The following is a 22,498-nucleotide window of genomic DNA, read 5'->3' as shown; positions in this document are numbered from 1 at the left end:
TCAGCGGCTCATGCCCAACAAACTGCGAGCGTAATCCTCAAGCGGTGCCGCAAGCAAATCCTGCGGCTGATTGTCGTGGAACGTCAGCAAACCGCCACGGCTGCGGATGCTCACGGTATCGATCAGATAGCGGGTACTGGTTTCGATCAGCATCAGCTGAATTCTTCCGGTGTCGACACCCAGGCGGTCCACCGCCTGCTCGTCGTACCACTCGTCACCATTGCCGATACGGTTGTCGGCCTTGGCAAAACGCGCATACAGCAGGTAATGCGCGCCCACGTCGCGCGCCTGGGACAAGGCATCCTCCAGCCCCAGCGGACCCTCGGCACGTCGCACCAGCGGGAAGTACTCGACAAAGGCCTTGAAGGCTTCCTCGGCCACCACGTTGGGCCGCGGATAGGCATTGCCCGGCGGCACGAACACGCCCTGACCGATGAAGACGAACGAGTCGGGCTGCAGGCGCACCGACAACGAACGGCGGGTTTCGCTATGGTCGAGCAGGCCGGCGTCGCTCATGTGGTAGCGCACACCTTCGCCCATATCGCTCACATTCATGCAGCCACCCAGCGCCATCAGCGCCAGCAGCAGAACCAGGCTACGCATCTTTCCTCCAGAAGCCGGTGACGGAAAACCGGCGAACAGCCGCCAGATGCAGGTTTTGCGCCAGCTGGAGGGTATGGCTCAACCGCCGATGATCTTCATCACCGTGGCACCGCCTGAAAAAGCCACGGCCTGCTTGTCGCCCAGGGCCTTCATCAACATGCCCTGCAAGGCCGGCAACGCCTGGTGGCGCGGCTTGTCGAGCAGGTCACCGATGAAATGCCGGTTGCTCGACGACAGGCAGCCATGCAGCCACCCGGTAGAAGACAGACGCAGGCGCGAGCAGGTTCGGCAGAACGGCACGCTTTCGTTGGCGATCACGCCGAAGTGGCCTTGCCCCGGCACCCGGTAGCGCAATGCAGTGGCGTCCACTGGCGCATCGGCCTGGGCGTACTCGTGATGCTCGCCGATCAGTTGCAGCAACTGCTCCAGGCTCACGAACTGCTGCAGGAAAGCGTTGTGGTCGCTGGCCAGGTGCCCCATGCGCATCAGTTCGATAAAGCGCAGTTCATAGCCACGGGCCAGGCAGTAGTCGAGCAGCGGCAGCACCTGATCGAGGTTGCGCCCGCGCAGTGGCACCATGTTCACCTTGATCTTCATGCCGGCGTCGCTGGCCTTGTGCATGCCATCGAGCACGCTGGCCAGATCCCCGCCACGGGAGATCCCGCGGAAGGCATCGGCGTCGAGGGTATCAAGGGAGACGTTCAGGCGCCGGATGCCGGCATCCAGCAGCAATGGCAGCTTGCGCGCGAGCAACTGGCCATTGGTGGTCAGGGCGATGTCATCGAGGCCGAGCACCGACACGCCAGCCAGGAAGGCTTCGAGCTTGGGGCTGACCAGGGGTTCACCACCGGTGATACGCAGGCGCTCGATACCGGCAGCTTCGATCAGCCAGGCCACCCCACGCACCATGGCCTGGGCCGAGAGCTCATCCTGCGCTGCGACCAGACGCTTGCCGTCCGGCACGCAATAGGTGCAGGCATAGTTGCACGCCGCGGTGAGGCTGACGCGCAGGTTGCGAAAACGTCTGCCTTGACGGTCGACGATCATGGAGCACTCCGGCAAGTGTGAATCGGGCCTGCAAAACCTGACTCAGAAATCAGTTTTTTGCAAGCCTCTTACCTGAGTATATGCCTGCACGGCGCCAGCGAGCATTCAGCTGCCAGATGGCTCCGGGTCGCGCTTGCGCTTGTTGCCCATGCGCACGCCAATGTCCATGAGGAACTGGAAGAAGCCTTCCTGGTCCTCCAGCACATTGCTCCAGAACGGCGAGTGATACAGTGCCACCGCGCCATGCACCAGGGCCCAGGCTGCGCAGTAGTGGAAATACGGCGGCACGTCCTCGAGCTTGCCCTCGGTGATGCGACCCTTGATCAGCAGGGTCAGGCGCTCGAAGTTTGAGGCACGGATCTTGTGCAGCTCCTCGACCATTTCCGGCACCTGGTTGCCTTTGACCACCTTCTCTTCGAGGCGGTCGAACAGGCGGTAGCGCTGCGGGTCGCGCATGCGGAATTCGAAGTAGGCACGCGACAGGGCCTCCTTGTCGCGATCCACATCGGCAGAGTGCAGCAGTTCGTTCAAATCGCGCTCGTAGTCGAGCATCAGGCGCAGGTAGATCTCCGCCTTGGACTTGAAGTGCTTGTAGATCGTGCCTTTGCCGATACCCACGGCGTCAGCGATCATCTCGACGGTGACACTGTCTTCACCCTGTTCGAGAAACAGCTTGAGCGCGGTATCGAGAATCTCTTGCTCTCGGCGACGAAACTCACGGACCTTACGAGGTTCTTTCTGCATAAGAAGGACTGGATCAAAATCGAAGCCCGTTATTATGCCTAACTTGCGCAAAAATGCACGGATCATCCGCGCATGCCTATGTTTCTTGATGAGTTTGAGCAGGCCGGCGACCCGGTTGCCCGAAGCGGACCTCCCCTTCTCCCTGCCCCAGACGTGCAATCCAGGCGGTCAGGCGCACGGCAGAGCAATGCGTGCTCAGCAGGGCCGCACGTATTCCAAATCTGTTTAAAAAACGATCAACCCTTGGTGGAATCGCGGCGAACCTGACCAATACTTGAGGTGTTGGCGCGACGCATCCCCCCAAGTGACGCGCCGATAAGGGTGAACACGGACCGCTCGCCTTTGTTTTACTCCTAATGGTCTTAACCCGGATTCCCCCCCAGAACCCGGGTTTTTTTTGCCCGCGCGACCGCCACGGCGACCGCGCAGCGGGGTCAGGCCACCCGCACCCGCGCCAGGGGGAACAGACGCCTGAAGTTCTCGGTGGTCTGTTGCGCCAGCTGCTCGTAACGCTCCCCCCGCACCAACGCGATGAACTCCGCCACGTCACGCACATACTCCGGCAAGTTCGGCTTGCCGCGGTGCGGAATCGGCGCCAGGTACGGTGAGTCGGTCTCTACCAGCAAACGATCTGCCGGCACCTGCCGCGCCACATCACGCAACGCGTCGGCATTGCGGAACGTGACAATCCCCGACAACGAAATGTAATACCCCAGGTCCAGCGCTGCCTTGGCCATCTCCCAGTCTTCGGTGAAGCAGTGCAGCACGCCCGCCTGCGGCAATGCCGCCTCGCGCAGCAGGGTCAGGGTATCGGCGCGCGCCGCACGGGTATGGATGACCACCGGCTTGCCGGTGAGCCTGGCCGCCTCCAGGTGCAGGCGAAACGACGCCTGTTGCAACTGTGCAGCCTCGGGCTCGTAGTGATAGTCCAGCCCGGTCTCACCAATGGCCACCACCTCGGGGTGGTTCAGTTCGCCGAGCAGCCAGTCCAGCGCCGGCGCTTCGCCTGGCGCCAGGTCCAGCGGGTGAATGCCGACCGAGCAGTCCACATCAGGGTAGCGCGCTGCCAGCGCCCTGACCTGGGCCGCATTGTCGGCACTTACGCCGATGCACAGGAAATGCCCGACGCCCCGTGCCCGCGCGGCATCCAGCGCGGCATCCAGGGAGCCACCATGGGCGGCGAGGTCGAGACGGTCGAGGTGGCAATGGGAATCTACAAGCATGGGCGTAATGACAACACTGAAAATGGAGGATCGAAAGGCCAGCTCAACGCTGGCCCGGCAACAGGGCCCAGGAGGCCAGCAACGCTTCGAGCAACAGCACGCGGTTGAGGTTGGCCTTGTTCAGCACCTTCTGGCGCTGCACAAGAATCCAGTCCTGGATATCCAGCACCTTGCCCTGCGGGCTTTTCTGGGCAAGGTACTGCACGACCTTGCGCATGTCGGCCAGCCCCAGGCCCTCTTCGTCCTGGGTCAGCTGATAGCGCAGGATCAGGCTGGACCAGTCGCAGAACCAGTCGAACAGCAACAACAGCGGGATGCTGTTCCAGCCTTCAGCCAATTGGGTCGCGGACTGCTGCTGCTTGAGCAGCTTCTTGACCCCCTCGACCACCTGCGCGCGCTGCTCGCGCACACCCTGGGCCTGCAGGCTGACAGCCAGCAGTGGCGAACCTGCCGCAAGGCTCAGCAGTTCGTGGCGCTCGGCCTCGTCACTGTCGGGTAACGCGGCTGCCAGCCACGCCTCGCTCTGCGCCTGACTTGGCAACGGGCAGGCCTGTTGCTGGCAACGGCTCCTGATGGTCGGCAGCAACCGGCTGGGCTGGTGACTGACCAGCAACAGCACGGTATCGCCCGAAGGCTCTTCGAGGCTCTTGAGCAAGGCGTTGGCAGCGTTGATGTTCATTGCCTCGACCGGCTCGATGAGAATCACCTTGCGTCCACCCATCTGCGCGGTCTGCACCACGAAGCTGACCAGGTCGCGCACCTGGTCGACCTTGATAGGCTTGTCGGCCTCTTCAGGCTCCAGGATGTAGTTGTCCGGGTGACTGCCCGCCTTCAGCAACTGGCACGACTTGCAGTGCCCGCACGCCTCAAGCCCCTCGGGCTGGCGGCACAGCAGAAACGCCATCAGGCGCTCGGCCAGCGCCCGCTTGCCGATGCCTTGCGGGCCGTGCAACAGGTACGCATGGGCATGCTGTGTGCGCCCGGCCAGTTGCTGCCAGAGCGTCGCCTGCCACGGGTAGGCCTCAGCCACGGCAACGCTCCAGGATCTGCGGCAGCAACGCATCCAGGGCGAGTTGAACCCGGGCCAGCGGTTGCGCGGCATCGACCAGGTGATAGCGCGCCGGGTCGGCGGCTGCGCGGGCCAGGTAGGCCTGGCGAACAGCCTGGAAAAACGCCTGGCCTTCCTGCTCGAAGCGATCCAGCCGCCCGCGCGCCGCTGCGCGCGAAAGGCCGACCTCCACCGGTAGGTCGAACACCAGGGTCAGGTCGGGGCGCAGGTCGCCCTGGACGAAGGTTTCAAGGGTGGCAATGCGCTCGACCGACAGCCCGCGGCCACCGCCCTGGTAGGCATAGGTGGCATCGGTGAAACGGTCGCACAGGACGATGGCGCCCCGCGCAAGCGCCGGGCGGATCACCTGGGCCAGGTGCTGGGCGCGCGCGGCGAACACCAGCAACAGCTCGGTGTCGGCATCCATCGTCTCATCGCTGGGGGCCAGCAACAGTTCGCGGATGCGCTCGGCCAGCGGGGTGCCGCCCGGCTCGCGGGTCAGCACCACATCCAGCCCGTGGGCGCGCAGGTGCTCGGCCAGGTACTCGCGATTGGTGCTCTTGCCCGCGCCTTCGGGACCTTCCAGGGTGATAAACAAGCCGCTCACAGGCAGTCCTTAATCAGGGTCATTGCGGGGTAGGTTCGCTGGCCGGGGGAACATCCGGCTGCACCGAGGGCTCGGCAGGCTGCGGTGCAGCCTGGGGCGCCTCGGATGCAGGAACCTCGTTCGGGGTGTCGCCGGCGCTTGGCGCCGGGCTTGAACGGTAGTCGGCACGCCGCTTGATCTGGTACTCGCGCACGGCAGAATTGTGCGCCCCCAGGTCGTCGGAGAACACATGGCTGCCATCGCCCCGCGCGACGAAGTACAGGCTGCTGCCCGGCTCCGGGTTCAAGGCCGCGTGAATGGCTTCACGCCCGACCATGGCAATCGGCGTCGGCGGCAGGCCGGCGATCACGTAGGTGTTGTAGGGCGTGGGCTCACGCAGGTCGGCGCGGGTGATCTTGCCGTTGTAGCGTTCGCCCATGCCATAGATCACGGTAGGGTCGGTCTGCAGCAGCATGCCGATCTGCAGGCGACGCACGAAGACGCCGGCGATCTGACCACGCTCCTGTGGCACGCCGGTTTCCTTCTCGACCAGCGAGGCCATGATCAGCGCCTGGTAAGGGTCGCGATAGGGCGCAGCCGGGGAGCGCTCGTTCCACTCCTTGGCCAGCACCTCCTCCAGGCGCGCGTACGCCTGCTGCAGGAACTCGACATCGCTCATGCCGCGCACGAACCGATAGGTATCAGGGAAGAAGCGCCCCTCGGGGAACACGCCCGGGTGCCCGAGCTTGTCCATGACCTCGCTGTCGCTCAGGCCATCCAGGGTCTGGCGGATCTTTTCATGTCTGGCCAGTGCCGAGCGCACTTGGCGGAAATTCCAGCCCTCGACCAGGGTCAGGCTGTACTGCACCACGTCACCACGCCGCCACGCCTCGAACAGGTCGCGCACGTTCATGCCGGGGGTCATGCGGTACTCGCCGGTATGCAAAGCCACGCTCGGCATGTTGAAGCGCCAGTAAAGGCGCAGCCAGAAGGCGTCGCGAATCACGCCGTCCTGCTGCATGCGGTAGAACATGCGGTTGGGCGTGGTGCCGGTAGGAACATCGAGCAACCGCTCGCCGGTCAGGTGCAGCGGCTGCTCCAGCGCCGAGTGCACCTTCCAGGCCGAGAAGCCCAATAGCAGGCCAGCCAGGATCAACCCGGTCTCCAGCAGCACCAACAATTTACGTCTCACGAATCAGGCATCCAGTAGCGTACGGGCAATGGCCTGCAGTTTACGGGTGAGCGGCCCCGGCGACCAGTTCAGCGATGCAAATGCACGCACCGGCCATACGCCATACACGCTGTTGCACAGCAACACTTCGTCGGCCTGCTCGAGATCGGCCAGCGCCAGGTCGACCACACGGGCCGCGATACCGTGGCGCGGCGCCTCGTCCAGCAAGGCAGCGCGCATTACCCCGGCCACGCCGCAACGCGCCAGGTCGGCGGTGTACAGCACGCCATCGCGCACCACGAACAGGTTGCTGTAGACACCTTCGATCACGCGCCCGGAAACATCACGCATCAAACCTTCAGCGTACTCGGCGCCCTGCCACTCGGCCCGTGCCAGTACCTGCTCCAGGCGATTGAGGTGCTTGAGCCCGGCAAGCAAGGGTTGCTCGGCCAGGCGGGTCTGGCAGGCAAACAGCCTTACCCCCTGCTCGGCGTTCTGCGGCGGGTAGCTGGCGGCGGGGCTGGCCTGAAGAATGCGACGCGGCGGTGCACCGGCAGCCGGGGCATAGCCGCGCTGACTGTCGCCACGGGTGAGAATGAGCTTGAGCACGCCATCACCCAGCAAGCCGGCATAACGGCATACCTCGTCGCGGATGAGTAGGTGATCGGCGTCGATCGCCAGGCGCTGGCAACCCAGCGCCAGGCGGTCGAGGTGATATGCCAGCAGCGAGGGCTGCCCGGCCCGCACGGCGATGGTCTCGAACAGACCATCGCCATAGGCCAGCCCGCGGCTGCTCAACGTCAGGGCGTCAGCCGGCAGGCCATCGACCCAGCTGTGCATCACTCGGCGAACCGGCGGAACACCAGCGAGCCATTGGTACCGCCAAAACCGAAGGAGTTCGACAGCACGACCTCGATCGGCATGTTGCGCGGCTGGTGCGGCACGAAGTCCAGGTCGCAGCCTTCATCCGGCTCATCGAGGTTGATGGTCGGCGGCGCCACTTGCCCATTGATGGACAGCACGCTGAAAATCGCCTCTACCGCGCCGGCAGCCCCCAGCAGGTGACCGGTCATCGACTTGGTCGAGCTCACGGCCAGCTTGTAGGCGTGCTCGCCAAACACCGACTTGATCGCTGCCACTTCGGCCAGGTCGCCGGCAGGCGTCGAGGTACCGTGGGCGTTGATGTAGCCGACTTCGCTGGGGTTCACGCCCGCATCGCGCAAGGCGTTGGCCATGCAGCGGGCCGCACCGGCGCCGTTGTCGGGAGGCGAGGTCATGTGGTAGGCGTCGCCGCTCATGCCAAAACCAACCAGTTCGGCATAGATGGTCGCGCCCCGCGCCTTGGCGTGCTCGAGCTCTTCGAGCACCAGCGCACCGGCACCGTCGGACAGCACGAAACCGTCACGGCCCTTGTCCCACGGCCGGCTGGCACGGGTTGGCTCGTCGTTGCGCGTCGACAGCGCACGCGAAGCGCCAAAACCGCCCATACCCAGGCCACAGGCCGCCATCTCTGCGCCACCGGCGATCATCACGTCGGCTTCGCCGTAGGCGATATTGCGCGCCGCCATGCCGATGCAGTGCGTGCCCGTGGTGCAGGCAGTGGCAATGGCGTAGTTGGGCCCCTGTACACCCAGGTGGATCGACAGGAAACCGGAAATCATGTTGATGATCGAGCCTGGCACGAAGAACGGCGAAATGCGCCGCGGGCCTTGCTCGTGCAAGGTCCGGCTGGTTTCTTCGATATTGGTCAGGCCGCCGATGCCCGAACCCATGGCCACGCCGATACGCTCACGGTTGGCATCGGTGACTTCCAGCCCGGCATTGCGCACCGCCTGGAACCCGGCCGCCAGGCCGTATTGAATGAACAGATCGAGCTTGCGGGCTTCCTTGACCGACAGGTACTGCTCGACTTCAAAGCCCTTTACCGAGCCGCCAAAACGGGTGGAGTAGGCAGACAGGTCAGTATGCTCGATCAGACCTATGCCACTGCGGCCAGCCAGAATGCCTTGCCAACTGCTTGGCACATCCGTGCCCAGTGGCGACAGCATACCCATACCGGTGACCACGACGCGTCTACGCGACACAGCACTCTCCTTATTCTATGGTCTACATCTCATGCAAAGAAAAAACCGCACGCCAGTAACGGCAGTGCGGTTTTTCCATGACAAGAAGCGACGACTACAAAGTCTTAAGCCTGGTGGCTGGTGACGTAGTCGATGGCTGCTTGAACAGTAGTGATCTTCTCGGCTTCTTCGTCAGGGATTTCGGTCTCGAATTCCTCTTCCAGAGCCATCACCAGCTCAACGGTGTCAAGGGAATCGGCACCCAGATCTTCTACGAAGGAAGCGGTGTTGACCACTTCTTCTTCTTTAACGCCCAGTTGCTCGGCGACGATTTTCTTGACGCGTTCTTCGATGGTGCTCATACCTAGTTTTCACTCCTAATGGATATATGTCAGGCAGCTGGCCGGTGTGTAAGTTTATAGAAAGACGCCCGCTTTTCAAGCGTAATGCATCCCTCGAACTTCACACCCACCTGCCGCCTAGAATTTGGTTGCAGCTTTATAACGGATTTTAGACAGCTCGTATGACATTTTTTTGAAGCAATCCGTCACATTTAACTACATGTACATCCCGCCGTTGACCGGGACAGTCGCACCGGTCACGTAAGCTGCGCCGTCAGAGGCCAGGAACGCAACCACTTTCGCGATTTCGTCGACCTGGCCCAGACGACCCAGCGGAATCTGGTTTTGCAGCGCTTCACGCTGCGCCTCTGGCAGTTCGCGGGTCATGTCGGTATCGATGAAACCCGGCGCTACCGAGTTCACGGTGATCGCACGGGAGCCGACTTCACGCGCCAGAGCGCGGCTGAAGCCTTCCAGGCCGGCCTTGGCGGCGGCGTAGTTGACCTGGCCGACGTTACCCATGGCCCCAACGACCGAACCGATGCTGATGATACGACCCCAGCGCGCCTTGGTCATGCCGCGCAGCACGCCCTTGGACAGACGGTAGAGGCTGTTGAGGTTGGTATCGATGACGTCGAACCACTCGTCGTCTTTCATGCGCAGCATCAGGTTGTCGCGGGTGATGCCGGCGTTGTTGACCAGGATGGTCGGCGCACCGAACTGCACCTGGATAGAAGCGAGGGTGGCGGTGACCGACTCGTCGCTGGTCACGTTCAGCTCCAGCCCGGTACCGGCGATGCCGTGCTCCTTGAGGGTCGCGGCAATACGCTCGGCGCCGGAGGCGGACGTGGCGGTACCGATGACGGTGGCGCCCAGACGCCCCAGTTCCAGGGCGATCGCCTGGCCAATGCCACGGCTGGCGCCGGTGACCAGTGCAACTTTACCTTGCAGGCTCATGCAAGTTTCTCCTAAATCAGGCCAGCGCCGCACGGGTGGCGGCGAAAGCATCCGGGGTATTGAGGTTGAAGGTGTTCACGCCGTCGGCGCAGCGCTTGTTCAAGCCGGCCAGCACCTTGCCGGGGCCGCACTCGACCAGTTGCACCGCGCCATTGGCAGCCAGGGTCTGCACGCATTCGACCCAGCGTACCGGCTTGTACAGCTGCTCCAGCAGGTCGCTTTTGAGGGTTTCGAGATCGCCAGCCACGCCCGCACTGACGTTCTGCACCAGCGGGATCTGCGGGGCCTGCCAGTCGATGGCGTTCACCGATTCGGCAAACCGCTCGGCGGCCGGGCGCATCAGCTCGCAGTGCGACGGCACGCTGACCGGCAGCGGCAGCGCACGTTTGGCGCCGGCGGCCTTGCAGGCTTCCATGGCGCGCTCTACAGCAGCCTTGGCACCGGCAATGACAACCTGGCCCGGGGAGTTGAAGTTGACCGCACTGACCACCTCACCCTGCGCAGCCTGAGCACACAGGTCCACGACCACGGCGTCATCCAGGCCCAGAATCGCAGCCATGGCGCCCTGCCCGGCCGGCACGGCCTCCTGCATGAGCTCGCCGCGACGCTTGACCAGCTTGACCGCCTCACCCAGGCTCAGGCTGCCGGCAGCCACCAGCGCACTGTATTCACCCAGGCTGTGCCCGGAAACGAATGCAGGGCGCGCGCCACCTTCGGCCAGCCACAGGCGCCACAGGGCGATCGAGGCGGTCAGGATGGCCGGCTGGGTTTTGTCCGTCTGGTTGAGTTGTTCTTCCGGGCCCTGCTGGGTCAGTGCCCACAGGTCGTAACCGAGAGCCTCGGAGGCCTCACGGAAGGTATCGATGACCAGCGGGTACTGGGCGCCCAGCTCGGCAAGCATGCCGAGCGACTGCGAACCTTGGCCAGGAAAGACGAATGCGAGGGATGCAGACATTGAACAAGCCCCTAATGATCTTGTCGTCGAAAATAGCGCCCAGCCGGGGCTGAGCGCGAGAAAACTGACAATTGGATGGTAACGAGAACCAAGCGGTCACATTTATGCACGTCGTTGTGCCGATGCCTAAGGCAGCAGATCCTCCAGACGGCCGTGCAAGCGCTGCGGCAAGTTCTCCTGGATCTCGATCAGCGCCCGCTGTATCGCGCTCTGGAAACCCTGCACACCCGCCGAGCCATGACTCTTGATGACGATGCCCTGCAGGCCGAGAAAACTCGCGCCATTGTGGCGCGCCGGCGCAAGGTCGGCCTTCAGGCGACTGAGCAGCGGCATCGCCAGGGCCCCCACCGCCCGCGCCATCAGGCCACGCTTGAACAGCGCCTCGATGCGCCCACCGATCATGGTGGCCAAGCCTTCGCTGGACTTGAGCAGGATATTGCCGACAAAGCCGTCGCACACCACCACATCCGCTTCGCCACGGTACAGGCCATCGCCCTCGACAAAGCCGATGTAGTTGAGGCCGCGGGCATTTTGCAGCAGCGTCGCAGCCAGCTTGACCTGCTGGTTGCCCTTGATGTCTTCGGTACCGATGTTGAGCAGCGCCACACGCGGTCGGGAAATGCCCAGCGCTTGCGCCGCCACCGAGCCCATCACGGCGAACTGGAACAGGTGCTCGGCGCTGCAGTCGACGTTGGCCCCCAGGTCAAGCAGCTGGCAATAGCCAGTCTGGGTCGGTATGGCCGCCACCATCGCAGGCCGATCGATGCCGGGCAGGGTCTTGAGCACATAGCGTGACAATGCCATCAGCGCGCCGGTGTTGCCGGCGCTCACGCAGGCCTGCACCTTGCCATCACGCAATAGTTCGAGGGCCACGCGCATCGACGAGTCGGGCTTGCCACGCAGCGCCTGGGACGGCCGCTCGTCCATGCCGATCACTTCGCTGGCCGGCACAATATGCAGGCGCGCGCGATCCGCTGCCGACTGGCCAGCGATCAGATCTTCAAGGAGGGAAGGTTGACCGACGAGGGTCAGGTGCAGCGAGGGAGTAGCCGACAGGCAAGCAATGCTGGCCTGAACAATGCTGCGGGGACCGAAGTCCCCGCCCATTGCGTCAATCGCGATCTGAGCGGACAAGGATTACTCGTCAGCGCCCTTGTCGATCACTTTGCGACCACGGTATACGCCTTCTGGCGATACGTGGTGACGCAGGTGCACTTCACCAGTGGTTTTCTCTACGGACAGAGCGTTTTCCGAGAGAGCGTCGTGCGAACGGCGCATGTCACGGGCAGAGCGGGATTTTTTGTTCTGCTGAACAGCCATAATTGATTAACTCCTAAACGTTTGGGTCACGCTTTAACTGCGCCAATACACTGAACGGGTTGGACCGCGTTACCTCGTCCTTGCTCGGTTCGGGCTCATCGGCGCCCGCCGGCTGCTGGCATTCTTCCGGATGATGAGCAGGCACGATGGGCAAGGCGAGCAGAAGCTCTTCCTCGACCAATGCTTGCAGATCCAAAGGATCTTCGCCCAGTTCCAGCACGTCATAACCTTTCGGTAACGACTGGGTATTCGCACCCTCTTTCACCACAGCATATGTAGATTCGCTGTGGATCGGCAGGGTGACCAGCTCAAGACAACGCTGGCAAACCATCTTGACCTCGACGGTCAGAGCACTGTGGATAACCACGGTTTTCTGTTCGTCTCGCTCAAAATCGAATTTAGCCTGCACCGTACCGACATCGTCGGAAAGCGGGTCGCAGAGTCTCTCCAAATCGGCGAGTAGCAGCGTTCCTTCGAGAGAAACACCACGATCGGCCAATTTGCGCGGGTCAACGTGAGGTGGAATCGGGTCATTCAACATAGGCGCAGCATTCTAGGGATGCCCCCCGCCCCTGTCAAAGGAAATTCGGCCCCGTTCAACATGTTAGAATCGGCGCACCTGCTCAGGAGTTCATCATGCTGCCCTTGTTACTGGCTTCCAGCTCACCCTACCGGCGCGAATTGCTGGCGCGACTGCAACTGCCCTTTGCCTGGGCAGCGCCCGATATCGACGAACAGCGCATCGGCGAAGAGCCCGCCCCAGAGCTGGTCAAGCGCCTGGCCAGGCACAAGGCCGAGGCATTGGCTGCCAGCCATCCGGGGCATCTTATCATCGGCTCCGACCAGGTTGCCGTGCTGGGCGAACAGATTCTGGGCAAGCCACACACCTTCGAAAAGGCCTGCGAGCAATTGCTGGCTGCGAGCGGCAATCACGTCACCTTCCTGACCGGCGTGGCGCTGCTCAATACTCAGAGCGGCCATTGCGAGGTCGATTGCGTGCCATTTACCGTGCACATGCGCGAACTGGACCTGCCACGCATCGAACGCTACCTGCACGCCGAGCAACCCTATGACTGCGCCGGCAGCTTCAAGTGCGAAGGGCTGGGGGTGAGCCTGTTCCAAAGCACCCACGGCTGCGATGCCACCAGCCTGGTGGGACTGCCGCTGATCCGACTCGTCGACATGCTGCTCAAGGAAGGGGTGAGCATACCGTGAGGGCAAGGCAATACCGGCAATAAAAAAACCGGCCATCTGGCCGGTTTTTCATTAATCAGCACTCTCAGCGCAGTGCCGGCCCCTGAAAGCCCATCCACATGGCAAGGTGCTCGGCGACGCTGGCACCCAGGCGCTTGGAGAAGCGATCAAACGGCGACTCTTCGACGGTGAAATCAACCAGGGTCTTCTCTCCCACCACCTCACGCGCCACATAATCGGCATTGCCCAGGGCGTCCACCAGCCCCAGCTGCACGGCCTGCTCACCCGACCAGATCAGCCCGCTGAACAGCTCGGGATGCTCCTTGTCCTTGAGCCGCTCGCCGCGCCCCTGCTTCACACTGGCAATGAACTGCTTGTGGGTGGTGTCCAGCACACCCTGCCAGAAGGCCGTTTCGTCCGGTTTCTGCGGCTGGAATGGATCAAGGAAGGCCTTGTGCTCACCCGCCGTATAGGTACGACGCTCGACACCCAGCTTCTCCATGGTGCCGACAAAGCCGTAGCCAGCTGCCGTCACACCAATCGAGCCCACCAGGCTGGCCTTGTCGGCATAGATCTGGTCAGCCGCACTGGCGATATAGTAGGCACCCGACGCACCCAGGTCGCTGATGACCGCGTACACCTTGACCGACGGCTTGGCGGCCTGCAGACGACGAATCTCGTCATAGATGTAGCCAGACTGCACCGGGCTGCCGCCCGGGCTGTTGATACGCAGCACCACCGCCTTGGTCTTGGCGTCGTCGAAGGCCGCACGCAGGCTGGCTATCACGTTGTCGGCGCTGGCCGGCTCCTTGTCCGCAATGATCCCGCGCACCTCGATCAACGCCGTATGGCTCGCGCCACGGGCGGCGGTCTTGTCGATATCCATCAGCGGCGAAAACAGTGCCAGGATGCCGAACAGGTACACGAACGTCAGCAGCTTGAAAAAAATACCCCAGCGCCGGGCCCGACGCTGCTCCTGCACGCCCGCCAGCAAGGTCTTCTCGAGCAGCTTCCAGCTGGTGCGCTCTTCGTTCTTTTCGGCGTCAGGCGCCTTCCACTCGTCAGTCATGCTCACCTACCCTGGAAATTCGATTGCAGCGGTTCGGCCTAGCCACGCCTGCAATTGTGAAAAGTGCTGTATGGACAACTGCGGCTCGTAAACGCTCAATGCCTCGAGCGAGAGCGCCCCATGCCCCACCGCCACCGAATGCATGCCGGCATTGCGCGCCATCAGCAGGTCGAACGACGAATCGCCCACCATCAACGCACGGCTCGCTGGCACCTGGCAATGGGCCAGGATCTCCTCGAGCATGCGCGGGTGCGGCTTGCCCATGGTTTCGTCGGCAGCCCGGGTAATGTCGAAGAACGTTTCCCAGCCATTGGCCACCAGCACCCGGTCCAGGCCGCGACGCGCCTTGCCGGTAGCGACTGCCAGGCGATAGCCATCGGCCCTGAACGACTCGAGGGCCTCGACCACGCCGGGATACAACGGCGACGGCTGGGTATCCAGGGCCATATAGATGTCGGCGTAATGCTGACGAAACGCCATGACTTCAGGCTGATCCAGATGCGGGTACAGCGTGCTGATCGCCTCGGGCAGCGCCAGGCCGATGATGCCCTTGACCGCCTCGTCCGAGCACAGCGCATAGCCGGCACGCTCGGCCGAGCGATGCATCGCTTCGACGATGCGCCCGATCGAATCGGCCAGCGTGCCGTCCCAATCGAAGATCAGCAGGTCGTAATCACGGCGCACTCAAACGCTCCACGGTCTTGGCCCACATGTCGTCCACCGGCGCCTCCAGCTTCAGCTCGCCGCCATCGGGCAACGGCACGGTCAGCGCATAGGCATGCAGGAACAGGCGCTTGCCGCCCAGCTCGCGGATCTCGCGAGTGAAATCCTCGTCGCCATACTTGCTGTCGCCGGCGATGCAATGCCCGGCATGCAGGGTATGCACGCGAATCTGGTGGGTACGGCCAGTAATCGGGCGTGCCTCGACCATGGTCGCGAAATCGCCGAAACGGCGCAGCACGCGAAACAGGGTGAGCGCCTCCTTGCCTTCGTCGTTGATTTCCACCATCCGCTCGCCGGAACGCAGGTTGCTCTTGAGCAGCGGCGCATTGACCTGCTTCTTGGCCGTGGCCCAGTGACCACGCACCAGCGCCATGTAGCGCTTGTCGACGCCGTCACCGCGCAACGCGGCATGCAGATGGCGCAACATGCTGCGCTTCTTGGCGATCATCAGCAGACCGGAGGTATCGCGATCGAGCCGATGCACCAGCTCAAGCTCCTTGGTATCCGGGCGCAACTGACGAAAGGCTTCGATCACACCGTAGTTCAGCCCGCTGCCGCCGTGCACGGCGATGCCAGCAGGCTTGTTGAGCACGATGAGGGCCTTGTCTTCGTACACGATGGCCGCTTCGAGTCGCTGAAGCAGGCCCTGTGCCAGCGGCACCGGCTCGTCACGCTCAGGCAGACGAACGGGCGGCACGCGCACGATATCGCCGGCCTGCAATTTGTACTCTGGCTTGATCCGTCCCTTGTTCACCCGCACTTCGCCTTTGCGCAAAATGCGATAAATCAAGGTCTTGGGAACGCCCTTGAGTGCAGTGATCAGGAAGTTGTCGATCCGTTGGCCGGCAAGTTCCGGCGCGACCTCGATCAGCTGGACGCCGGAGGTCGGAGGGGTAGTAGTCGTCATTTGCGAATCATAACAATTTTTTATGGATTTGAAGCACTTAATGATTGCTGCTATAGTCGCGAACGCCGCCAAAAGCGGCTGGCCAGCGGACCAATGGCTTTGAGCCGGCCCTGACCTACGCAATTCTCGAGGACGCGAGGCCGTCCGACGGGGCTTTCGCCAGTTTACAGAAGTGCCTGGAATCGCTACCAGCGCCGATGAGAGAAGACCGATAAAAAACAACAAGAGCGGTGTTTGACCCTCCTGCACGTTTTTTTCGATGCCCACTCCTTCAGTGCAGTCGCTTTCACGCAGTCACGGCGAATGCTTCGGAAATACCAGCCTTAGCCATAGAAAGCGCGGGCTCCCGTATGGAGCTGGCGATAACTGCAACCCGTTGCGGATTCAGCGCGCGGCAGCACCCGAATTATCAGGGATACGTGTAGGGTGGAGATGCACAACCGTCGGACCGTGTAGCACTGCGTCCAGTCCACAGGCCCTCTGGCCCGCGACCGGACCCGGTCTTGATCAAGATGCCCCAGGGTGTCCACGGCCGAAGGCTGATTCCTCCTCCTGACTGAGTGCATTTGACACCACAGCTAGCAGGACGCGTCGTCGCGACTTCGGCAGCACTGGGCGACCAGTCCGACCGCAAGCCGCTGGACACGGGATGGTCCGCCACCCCTGACGCACCCTGACACCGACCGTGAGAAGTCGTGTGTGCCGAACGCCGTTTCCGGCAGCCCGGAAACCGACGGTACTACATGAAAAGAATGCTGATTAACGCGACTCAACCCGAAGAGTTGCGTGTTGCTCTGGTAGACGGCCAGCGCCTCTACGATCTGGACATCGAGTCCGGTGCACGCGAGCAGAAAAAAGCCAACATCTACAAGGGCAAGATCACCCGCATCGAGCCCAGCCTTGAAGCCGCCTTCGTCGATTTCGGCTCCGAGCGCCACGGCTTTCTGCCCCTCAAGGAAATCTCCCGCGAATACTTCAAGAAGTCGCCCGAAGGCCGGGTGAACATCAAGGAAGTGCTGAGCGAAGGCCAGGAAGTCATCGTCCAGGTCGAGAAGGAAGAGCGCGGCAACAAGGGCGCCGCCCTGACCACCTTCATCAGCCTGGCCGGTCGTTACCTGGTCCTGATGCCTAACAACCCGCGTGCCGGCGGCATCTCCCGTCGCATCGAAGGCGAAGAGCGCAACGAACTGCGCGAAGCGCTCAACGGCCTGGTTGCCCCTGCCGACATGGGCCTGATCGTTCGCACTGCCGGCCTGGGCCGCAGCAGCGAAGAGATGCAGTGGGACCTGGACTACCTGCTGCAACTGTGGACCGCCATCAAGGAAGCGTCCCTCGACCGCGCAGCGCCGTTCCTGATCTACCAGGAAAGCAACGTCATCATCCGCGCCATCCGCGACTACCTGCGCCAGGACATCGGCGAAGTGCTGATCGACAGCGTCGACGCCCAGGAAGAAGCCCTGACCTTCATCCGCCAGGTGATGCCGCAGTACGCCAGCAAGATCAAGCTGTACGAAGACAGCGTGCCGCTGTTCAACCGCTTCCAGATCGAAAGCCAGATCGAGACCGCCTTCCAGCGCGTCGTCGACCTGCCATCGGGCGGCTCGATCGTGATCGACCCGACCGAAGCCCTGGTGTCCATCGACATCAACTCGGCGCGCGCCACCAAAGGCAGCGACATCGAGGAAACCGCCCTGCAGACCAACCTGGAAGCGGCCGAGGAAATCGCCCGCCAACTGCGTCTGCGTGACATCGGTGGCCTGATCGTCATCGACTTCATCGACATGACCCCGGCCAAGAACCAGCGCGCCGTCGAAGAAAAGGTGCGCGAGTGCCTGGAAGCCGACCGTGCCCGCGTACAGGTCGGCCGCATTTCGCGCTTCGGCCTGCTGGAAATGTCCCGCCAGCGCCTGCGCCCTTCTCTGGGCGAAAGCAGCGGCATCGTCTGCCCGCGCTGCAGCGGCACCGGCATCATCCGTGACGTCGAGTCGCTGTCGCTGGCAATCCTGCGCCTGATCGAGGAAGAAGCCCTGAAGGATCGCACTGCCGAGGTGCGTGCCCAGGTGCCGATCCCGGTCGCCGCGTTCCTGCTCAACGAAAAACGCAACTCGATCACCAAGATCGAACTGCGCACCCGGGCGCGTATCGTCATTCTGCCGAACGACCACCTGGAAACCCCGCATTTCGAAGTGCAGCGCCTGCGCGACGACAGCCCGGAAGCCCTGAACAACCAGTCCAGCTACGAAATCGCTGCGACCGAAACCGAAGAAGTGCAACCGGCTGCCGCCACCCGCACCCTGGTTCGCCAGGAAGCCGCGGTCAAGACTGCACCGGCCCGCGCCAATGCTCCGGTACCGGCTCCGGAAGCCCCTGCTGCCCCAGCCGCCCCGGTACACGCCCTGCCAGAGCCAAGCCTGTTCAAGGGCCTGGTCAAGTCGCTGGTCAGCCTGTTCGCCGGCAAGGAAGAACCTGTGGCCGCCGCACCGGTGGTAACCGAGAAGCCTGCCACCGAGCGTCCTCAGCGCAACGAGGAGCGTCGCAACGGTCGCCAGCAGAGCCGCAACCGCAACGGTCGTCGCGATGAAGAGCGCAAGCCACGCGAAGAGCGTGCCGAGCGCGCGCCACGTGAGCCGCGTGAAGAACGCCAGCCTCGCGAAGCCCGTGAAGAGACCTCGACCCGCGAAGAACGCGCACCACGCGCCCCGCGTGAAGAACGTCAGCCGCGTGCCCCACGCGAAGACCGTCGCCCACGCGAAGATCGCCCGGTACGCGAACTGCGTGAGCCTCTGGATGCCACCCCGGCCCCGGCCGTTCGCGAAGAACGTCCTGAGCGCGCCCCGCGCGAAGAGCGTCAGCCACGTGAAGAGCGTGCACCGCGTGAAGAGCGCGCACCACGTGAAGAACGTGCCCCTCGCGAGGAGCGCGCACCGCGTCCGCCACGCGAAGAGCGTCAGCCACGCCCGGCCGAGCCGGTCGAGGATGCGGCCGAAGAGCAACTGCCAAACGAAGAGCTGCTGCAGGATGACAACCAGGAAGGCGCCGAAGGCGATCGTCCACGTCGTCGCTCGCGCGGTCAGCGTCGTCGCAGCAACCGTCGTGAGCGTCAGCGTGATGCCAACGGCAATGTGGTCGAAGGCAGCGAAGACGGCACCGAAGAAGGCGCCGAACAAGCTGGCGAACAACCTGCTGCCGCGGAAAAACGCAGCGAAGGCAATGCGCAGCCTTCGGGCGTGGAACTGGCTGCCGGCCTGGCCGTGACTGCCGCCGTTGCCACCAGCAACATCAGTGCCGACGCCGAGGCCCAGGCCAACGCTCAGGCCGAGCGTGCAACTGCTGCTGTCGATGACACCCCAGCCGTCGTGGCCGAAACGCCTTTCGAGGCCGGCACCGTCGAGCCAGTGGTTGTCGAAACCAGCACCGAGTCGAACGAAACCGTTCAACAGCCCGCTGCCGAAGAAGCTGTTGCTGAACAAGCGGCCATCGCCCCTGTGATCGAACAACCGTTCGAAGCACCGGTGCAGGCAGTCGAGTCGAGCATCGAGCCTGTCGTCGAAGTTGCTCCGCAACCAGTCGAGGCCCAGATCGAGGCCGAGGCCAAGGTAGAGGCTCTGGTGGAAGCACCGGCTCAAGCCCCTGAGCAGGCGCCAGCTGTCGAAGCGCCCGTCGAGGCACCTGTAGCTGCCGAGCCGGTCATCGCCCTGCCGAGCGAGCCTGAAGCGCCGGCTGCAGTCGAAGCCGAGCCGGTCATTGCCGCTGAGCCAGCACCGGTCGCCGAGGCACAGGCACCGATCGCCGAGCCTGCCGAGGTTGAGGCACCGGTCGTCACGCTGGCCAACGGCCGTGCACCGAACGACCCGCGTGAAGTGCGTCGCCGCAAGCGCGAAGCTGAAGCCGCAGCGGCCGCTGCTGCTGCCGAGCAGTCGCAGGAAGCTGCAGAAGAGCATAAACCGCTCGTCTGACGGCCATTAAAAAGCCCCGCCAGTGCAAACTGGCGGGGCTTTTTATTGCCTGATGCCTGGTGGTGGATGTGTCACCGACAACGCCGAACCCGCAGGAATCGGCCTTGCCAGCGAACAAGCCGCCCAGTCAATACAAGTTGGGTTCCATCTCCAGCGCCACGCCGAAGCGCGCCAGCACATCAGCCTGAATCCGCTGCGCCAGCGCATGCAACTGCTTGCCACTGGCCTGCCCGTAGTTCACCAGCACCAGCGACTGCAAACGGTGCACCCCGGCATCGCCCTCGCGAAACCCCTTCCAGCCCGCCTGCTCGATCAACCACCCCGCCGCCAGCTTTACCTGACCATCGGCCTGTGGATAACCTACCGCATCCGGATACGCCTCGCGCACGCGCTGCGCCAGCTCGGCGCTCACCACCGGGTTCTTGAAGAAGCTTCCGGCATTGCCCAGCTCGGCCGGGTCTGGCAGTTTTTCGCGACGAATGCTGCAGATGGCATCGCTGACATTCTGTGCGGTCGGCTGACCGATGCCCTGCTCACTCAGCCGCTGGCGTACCGGGCCATAGTCCAGGTGCAGGTGCTCGGCGCGATTGAGCACGAAGCGAACCCGCAGGATCAGCCAGCGCCCGGGATTACGCTTGAACACACTGTCACGGTAGGCAAAATCACACTGTTCCAGCGCGAACTCGTGCAACTGGCCGGTTTCCCGATCCAGTGCCGTAAGCCCGGCAAACACGTCCTTGATCTCCACGCCATAGGCGCCGATGTTCTGCATCGGCGCCGCCCCGACGGTACCGGGGATCAAGCTGAGGTTTTCCAGCCCCGACAGTCCCTGGGCCAGGGTCCACTGCACGAAGGGATGCCAGGGCTCACCCGCCTCTGCCTCGACCACCACGCGTTGGCCATCATCCGACAGTATCCGCACACCGACACTGGCCATGCGCAGCACCAGCGCCTGGATATCGGCAGTCAGCAGCAGGTTGCTGCCGCCACCGATCACCAGCACCGGCAGGTGCTGTTCGGCTGCGTGCGCCAGCAGCTGGCGCACTTCGTCATCGTTGTGTGCCTGGGCGAAATACTGCGCCTTCACCTCGATTCCGAAGGTGTTGTAAGGCTTGAGTGAAACCTGCGATTGCACCTGCACGCTCATAGCCGGCCCTTCAGCTCGACCACCAGCTTGCTACAAGCCAGCTGAATGAGATCAAGCACCTGTTCGAAGCCCTCTTCGCCGCCGTAGTACGGGTCGGGCACTTCATCCAGCTCACCCTCGTAGCGGCGCAGGAACAGGTCCAGTTCGGCGGTACCGGCAGACGGTTGCAGCGCCTTGAGGTGGCCGAGATTGCTGGTGTCCATTGCCAGGATCAGGTCGTACCGGCTGAAGTCCTGCGCGCTCACCTGCTGTGCACGCTGTGCGGACAGGTCGTAGCCGCGCGCCAGCGCAGCGCGGCGGGTTCGGCTGTCGGGCGGCTTGCCCACATGCCAGTCTCCCGTACCCGCCGAGGCCACTTCGACCTGATCCTCGAGGCCTGCCAGCTTCAACTGATGGCGCAACACGCCCTCGGCCGTCGGCGAGCGGCAGATGTTGCCCAGGCATACGAACAGGACGCGCATCAGGCCTCCAGCAAGCGCCGAACGCGCTCCAGGTCTTCAGGTGTGTCGACGCCCACAGGCGGCGCCTGCAAGGCATCGGCCACGTGGATGCGCACGCCATTCCACAGCGCACGCAACTGCTCCAGCGACTCGGTCTGCTCCAGGCCGCACGGGCCCCAGGCGACGAAGTCCTGCAACAGGCCTGCGCGATAGGCGTACATGCCGATATGCCGGCGATAAGGCACACTCGCCGGCAATTGCTCGCGGCTCTGGGCAAACGCATCACGCGCCCACGGCAAGGGCGCACGGCTGAAGGTCAGGGCCAGGCCGTTGCGGTCGGTGCTCACCTTGACCGCATTGGGGTTGAACAGCACTTCGACGTCTTCGATCGGCTCGGCCAGCGTGGCAATGCCCGCTTCAGGATGCGCCGCCAGGTTGGCCGCCACCTGGTCGATGATCGCCGGGGGAATCAACGGCTCGTCACCCTGCACATTGACCACGATCGCATCTGCCGACAGGCCCAGCTGGGTGGCGACTTCGGCCAGGCGGTCGGTGCCCGACTGGTGGTCCTCACGGGTCAGCAGCACCTCGGCGCCAAACCCCTGGCATGCAGCGACGATGCTCGGGTCATCGGTGGCAATCACCACGCGGGTGGCGCTGCTTCTGCGCGCCTGCTCCCAGACGTGCTGCACCATCGGCTTGCCGGCAATCGACAGCAATGGCTTGCCCGGCAGACGGGTGGAGCGCAGGCGCGCTGGAATCACAACGGTGAAATCCAGGCTCATTTGTCCAGGCGCTCGTCATCGGTCAGGGTTCGGGCTTCGCTCTCGAGCATCACCGGGATACCGTCACGAATCGGGTACGCCAGGCCGGCCCCCTTGCTGATCAGCTCGGTCTTGTCGGCGCTGAGCTTGAGCGGGCCTTTGGTGATCGGGCAAGCAAGGATGTCGAGCAATTTGGTGTCCATGGATATTCCTCAGGCCTGTGGCCGGAAAAAGAAAATG

General features: G+C 63.3%; 24 protein-coding genes. 2 read left to right on the top strand and 22 right to left on the bottom strand.

The window, feature by feature from the left end; translation table 11 throughout:
• The 15 genes from CR917_RS07875 to CR917_RS07805 all read right to left on the bottom strand — a co-directional run bounded on the left by CR917_RS07875 (position 1) and on the right by CR917_RS07805 (position 12,599).
• A complete protein-coding gene (locus CR917_RS07875) occupies positions 1-603 on the bottom strand; it encodes a DUF4823 domain-containing protein (protein WP_104572100.1) in 603 nt (200 codons plus the stop codon).
• Positions 604-681: 78 nt separating this feature from the next.
• Positions 682-1,650, bottom strand: a complete 969-nt coding sequence (locus CR917_RS07870; protein WP_043862869.1) for a GTP 3',8-cyclase MoaA — start codon at positions 1,648-1,650, stop codon at positions 682-684.
• Positions 1,651-1,755: 105 nt separating this feature from the next.
• The gene (locus tag CR917_RS07865; RefSeq protein ID WP_054915804.1) at positions 1,756-2,394 is read right to left on the bottom strand and encodes a TetR/AcrR family transcriptional regulator; all 639 of its coding nucleotides are present in this window, start codon (positions 2,392-2,394) and stop codon (positions 1,756-1,758) included.
• A 434-nt stretch (positions 2,395-2,828) separates the two neighbouring features.
• Positions 2,829-3,617 carry a TatD family hydrolase gene (locus CR917_RS07860; protein ID WP_054915805.1) on the bottom strand — a complete coding sequence of 263 codons (789 nt, stop codon included), beginning with the start codon at positions 3,615-3,617 and terminating at the stop codon, positions 2,829-2,831.
• Between the two features lie 43 nt (positions 3,618-3,660).
• Positions 3,661-4,647: a DNA polymerase III subunit delta' gene (locus CR917_RS07855; RefSeq protein ID WP_104572099.1), complete on the bottom strand. Its 987-nt coding sequence runs from the start codon at positions 4,645-4,647 to the stop codon at positions 3,661-3,663.
• Positions 4,640-5,272, bottom strand: a complete 633-nt coding sequence (gene tmk / locus CR917_RS07850) for a dTMP kinase (RefSeq protein ID WP_054915807.1) — start codon at positions 5,270-5,272, stop codon at positions 4,640-4,642. The genes CR917_RS07855 and tmk overlap by 8 nt, the downstream gene beginning before the upstream one ends.
• A 19-nt stretch (positions 5,273-5,291) precedes the next feature.
• The gene (gene mltG, locus CR917_RS07845) at positions 5,292-6,443 is read right to left on the bottom strand and encodes an endolytic transglycosylase MltG (RefSeq protein ID WP_054915808.1); all 1,152 of its coding nucleotides are present in this window, start codon (positions 6,441-6,443) and stop codon (positions 5,292-5,294) included.
• A gap of 3 nt (positions 6,444-6,446) precedes the next feature.
• A complete protein-coding gene (gene pabC / locus CR917_RS07840; protein WP_104572098.1) occupies positions 6,447-7,262 on the bottom strand; it encodes an aminodeoxychorismate lyase in 816 nt (271 codons plus the stop codon).
• Positions 7,262-8,506, bottom strand: coding sequence for a beta-ketoacyl-ACP synthase II (fabF, locus tag CR917_RS07835; protein WP_043862876.1), 1,245 nt, complete (start codon positions 8,504-8,506; stop codon positions 7,262-7,264). The genes pabC and fabF overlap by 1 nt, the downstream gene beginning before the upstream one ends.
• A gap of 104 nt (positions 8,507-8,610) precedes the next feature.
• A complete protein-coding gene (gene acpP, locus CR917_RS07830) occupies positions 8,611-8,847 on the bottom strand; it encodes an acyl carrier protein (protein ID WP_003175607.1) in 237 nt (78 codons plus the stop codon).
• 195 nt (positions 8,848-9,042) lie between these two features.
• On the bottom strand, positions 9,043-9,783 hold the full coding sequence (gene fabG, locus CR917_RS07825) for a 3-oxoacyl-ACP reductase FabG (protein ID WP_043862877.1): 741 nt from the start codon (positions 9,781-9,783) through the stop codon (positions 9,043-9,045).
• Between the two features lie 16 nt (positions 9,784-9,799).
• Positions 9,800-10,738: an ACP S-malonyltransferase gene (gene fabD, locus CR917_RS07820; protein WP_104572097.1), complete on the bottom strand. Its 939-nt coding sequence runs from the start codon at positions 10,736-10,738 to the stop codon at positions 9,800-9,802.
• A gap of 126 nt (positions 10,739-10,864) precedes the next feature.
• Positions 10,865-11,872 carry a phosphate acyltransferase PlsX gene (gene plsX / locus CR917_RS07815; protein WP_078479736.1) on the bottom strand — a complete coding sequence of 336 codons (1,008 nt, stop codon included), beginning with the start codon at positions 11,870-11,872 and terminating at the stop codon, positions 10,865-10,867.
• Between the two features lie 3 nt (positions 11,873-11,875).
• Positions 11,876-12,058: a 50S ribosomal protein L32 gene (rpmF, locus tag CR917_RS07810; RefSeq protein WP_010223221.1), complete on the bottom strand. Its 183-nt coding sequence runs from the start codon at positions 12,056-12,058 to the stop codon at positions 11,876-11,878.
• Between the two features lie 13 nt (positions 12,059-12,071).
• Positions 12,072-12,599 (bottom strand): YceD family protein, encoded by a 528-nt coding sequence (locus CR917_RS07805; protein ID WP_054915811.1) that lies wholly within the window; start codon positions 12,597-12,599, stop codon positions 12,072-12,074.
• 95 nt (positions 12,600-12,694) lie between these two features.
• Here CR917_RS07805 and CR917_RS07800 point away from each other — a divergent pair, with 95 nt between their 5' ends.
• Entirely contained in the window at positions 12,695-13,273 is a 579-nt protein-coding gene (locus tag CR917_RS07800) for a nucleoside triphosphate pyrophosphatase (protein ID WP_043862881.1), read from the top strand.
• Positions 13,274-13,337: 64 nt separating this feature from the next.
• Here CR917_RS07800 and sppA read toward each other — a convergent pair whose 3' ends face one another.
• From sppA to rluC, 3 genes are read right to left on the bottom strand one after another with little or no spacing between them, the layout of a single operon-like run.
• Positions 13,338-14,321 (bottom strand): signal peptide peptidase SppA, encoded by a 984-nt coding sequence (sppA, locus tag CR917_RS07795; protein ID WP_058541100.1) that lies wholly within the window; start codon positions 14,319-14,321, stop codon positions 13,338-13,340.
• 6 nt (positions 14,322-14,327) lie between these two features.
• Entirely contained in the window at positions 14,328-15,005 is a 678-nt protein-coding gene (locus tag CR917_RS07790) for an HAD-IA family hydrolase (RefSeq protein ID WP_054915813.1), read from the bottom strand.
• Complete coding sequence (gene rluC / locus CR917_RS07785; protein WP_043862884.1) at positions 14,995-15,951, bottom strand: 23S rRNA pseudouridine(955/2504/2580) synthase RluC; 957 nt, start codon at positions 15,949-15,951, stop codon at positions 14,995-14,997. Before rluC ends, CR917_RS07790 begins: the two co-directional genes overlap by 11 nt.
• A 743-nt stretch (positions 15,952-16,694) precedes the next feature.
• On the opposite strand from rluC, the gene rne reads away from it, so the two are divergent.
• The gene (gene rne / locus CR917_RS07780) at positions 16,695-19,907 is read left to right on the top strand and encodes a ribonuclease E (protein WP_104572096.1); all 3,213 of its coding nucleotides are present in this window, start codon (positions 16,695-16,697) and stop codon (positions 19,905-19,907) included.
• Positions 19,908-20,034: 127 nt separating this feature from the next.
• Here rne and murB read toward each other — a convergent pair whose 3' ends face one another.
• The 4 genes from murB to CR917_RS07760 are packed head-to-tail and all read right to left on the bottom strand — an operon-like array spanning position 20,035 to position 22,461.
• Complete coding sequence (gene murB, locus CR917_RS07775; RefSeq protein WP_043862886.1) at positions 20,035-21,054, bottom strand: UDP-N-acetylmuramate dehydrogenase; 1,020 nt, start codon at positions 21,052-21,054, stop codon at positions 20,035-20,037.
• Positions 21,051-21,515 (bottom strand): low molecular weight protein-tyrosine-phosphatase, encoded by a 465-nt coding sequence (locus CR917_RS07770; RefSeq protein WP_104572095.1) that lies wholly within the window; start codon positions 21,513-21,515, stop codon positions 21,051-21,053. Before CR917_RS07770 ends, murB begins: the two co-directional genes overlap by 4 nt.
• Positions 21,515-22,279 (bottom strand): 3-deoxy-manno-octulosonate cytidylyltransferase, encoded by a 765-nt coding sequence (gene kdsB, locus CR917_RS07765; RefSeq protein WP_078479737.1) that lies wholly within the window; start codon positions 22,277-22,279, stop codon positions 21,515-21,517. Before kdsB ends, CR917_RS07770 begins: the two co-directional genes overlap by 1 nt.
• A complete protein-coding gene (locus CR917_RS07760; RefSeq protein WP_003247142.1) occupies positions 22,276-22,461 on the bottom strand; it encodes a Trm112 family protein in 186 nt (61 codons plus the stop codon). The genes kdsB and CR917_RS07760 overlap by 4 nt, the downstream gene beginning before the upstream one ends.
• Positions 22,462-22,498 lie beyond the last annotated feature (37 nt).

The sequence above is a fragment of the Pseudomonas sp. BRM28 genome (assembly GCF_002939405.1).
In the GTDB taxonomy this organism is placed as follows: Bacteria; Pseudomonadota; Gammaproteobacteria; order Pseudomonadales; family Pseudomonadaceae; genus Aquipseudomonas; species Aquipseudomonas palmensis.
This window is presented reverse-complemented; position numbering and strand designations above follow the sequence as displayed.

What these genes read in the sequence shown, in the direction of transcription:
- CR917_RS07875 (WP_104572100.1), bottom strand. Translation starts at nt 603, where the DNA reads ATGCGTAGCCTGGTTCTGCTGCTGGCGCTGATGGCGCTGGGTGGCTGC.
- CR917_RS07870 (WP_043862869.1), bottom strand. Translation starts at nt 1,650, where the DNA reads ATGATCGTCGACCGTCAAGGCAGACGTTTTCGCAACCTGCGCGTCAGC.
- CR917_RS07865 (WP_054915804.1), bottom strand. Translation starts at nt 2,394, where the DNA reads ATGCAGAAAGAACCTCGTAAGGTCCGTGAGTTTCGTCGCCGAGAGCAA.
- CR917_RS07860 (WP_054915805.1), bottom strand. Translation starts at nt 3,617, where the DNA reads ATGCTTGTAGATTCCCATTGCCACCTCGACCGTCTCGACCTCGCCGCC.
- pabC (WP_104572098.1), bottom strand. Translation starts at nt 7,262, where the DNA reads ATGCACAGCTGGGTCGATGGCCTGCCGGCTGACGCCCTGACGTTGAGC.
- acpP (WP_003175607.1), bottom strand. Translation starts at nt 8,847, where the DNA reads ATGAGCACCATCGAAGAACGCGTCAAGAAAATCGTCGCCGAGCAACTG.
- fabG (WP_043862877.1), bottom strand. Translation starts at nt 9,783, where the DNA reads ATGAGCCTGCAAGGTAAAGTTGCACTGGTCACCGGCGCCAGCCGTGGC.
- fabD (WP_104572097.1), bottom strand. Translation starts at nt 10,738, where the DNA reads ATGTCTGCATCCCTCGCATTCGTCTTTCCTGGCCAAGGTTCGCAGTCG.
- rpmF (WP_010223221.1), bottom strand. Translation starts at nt 12,058, where the DNA reads ATGGCTGTTCAGCAGAACAAAAAATCCCGCTCTGCCCGTGACATGCGC.
- CR917_RS07805 (WP_054915811.1), bottom strand. Translation starts at nt 12,599, where the DNA reads ATGTTGAATGACCCGATTCCACCTCACGTTGACCCGCGCAAATTGGCC.
- CR917_RS07800 (WP_043862881.1), top strand. Translation starts at nt 12,695, where the DNA reads ATGCTGCCCTTGTTACTGGCTTCCAGCTCACCCTACCGGCGCGAATTG.
- sppA (WP_058541100.1), bottom strand. Translation starts at nt 14,321, where the DNA reads ATGACTGACGAGTGGAAGGCGCCTGACGCCGAAAAGAACGAAGAGCGC.
- rluC (WP_043862884.1), bottom strand. Translation starts at nt 15,951, where the DNA reads ATGACGACTACTACCCCTCCGACCTCCGGCGTCCAGCTGATCGAGGTC.
- rne (WP_104572096.1), top strand. Translation starts at nt 16,695, where the DNA reads ATGAAAAGAATGCTGATTAACGCGACTCAACCCGAAGAGTTGCGTGTT.
- murB (WP_043862886.1), bottom strand. Translation starts at nt 21,054, where the DNA reads ATGAGCGTGCAGGTGCAATCGCAGGTTTCACTCAAGCCTTACAACACC.
- CR917_RS07770 (WP_104572095.1), bottom strand. Translation starts at nt 21,515, where the DNA reads ATGCGCGTCCTGTTCGTATGCCTGGGCAACATCTGCCGCTCGCCGACG.
- kdsB (WP_078479737.1), bottom strand. Translation starts at nt 22,279, where the DNA reads ATGAGCCTGGATTTCACCGTTGTGATTCCAGCGCGCCTGCGCTCCACC.
- CR917_RS07760 (WP_003247142.1), bottom strand. Translation starts at nt 22,461, where the DNA reads ATGGACACCAAATTGCTCGACATCCTTGCTTGCCCGATCACCAAAGGC.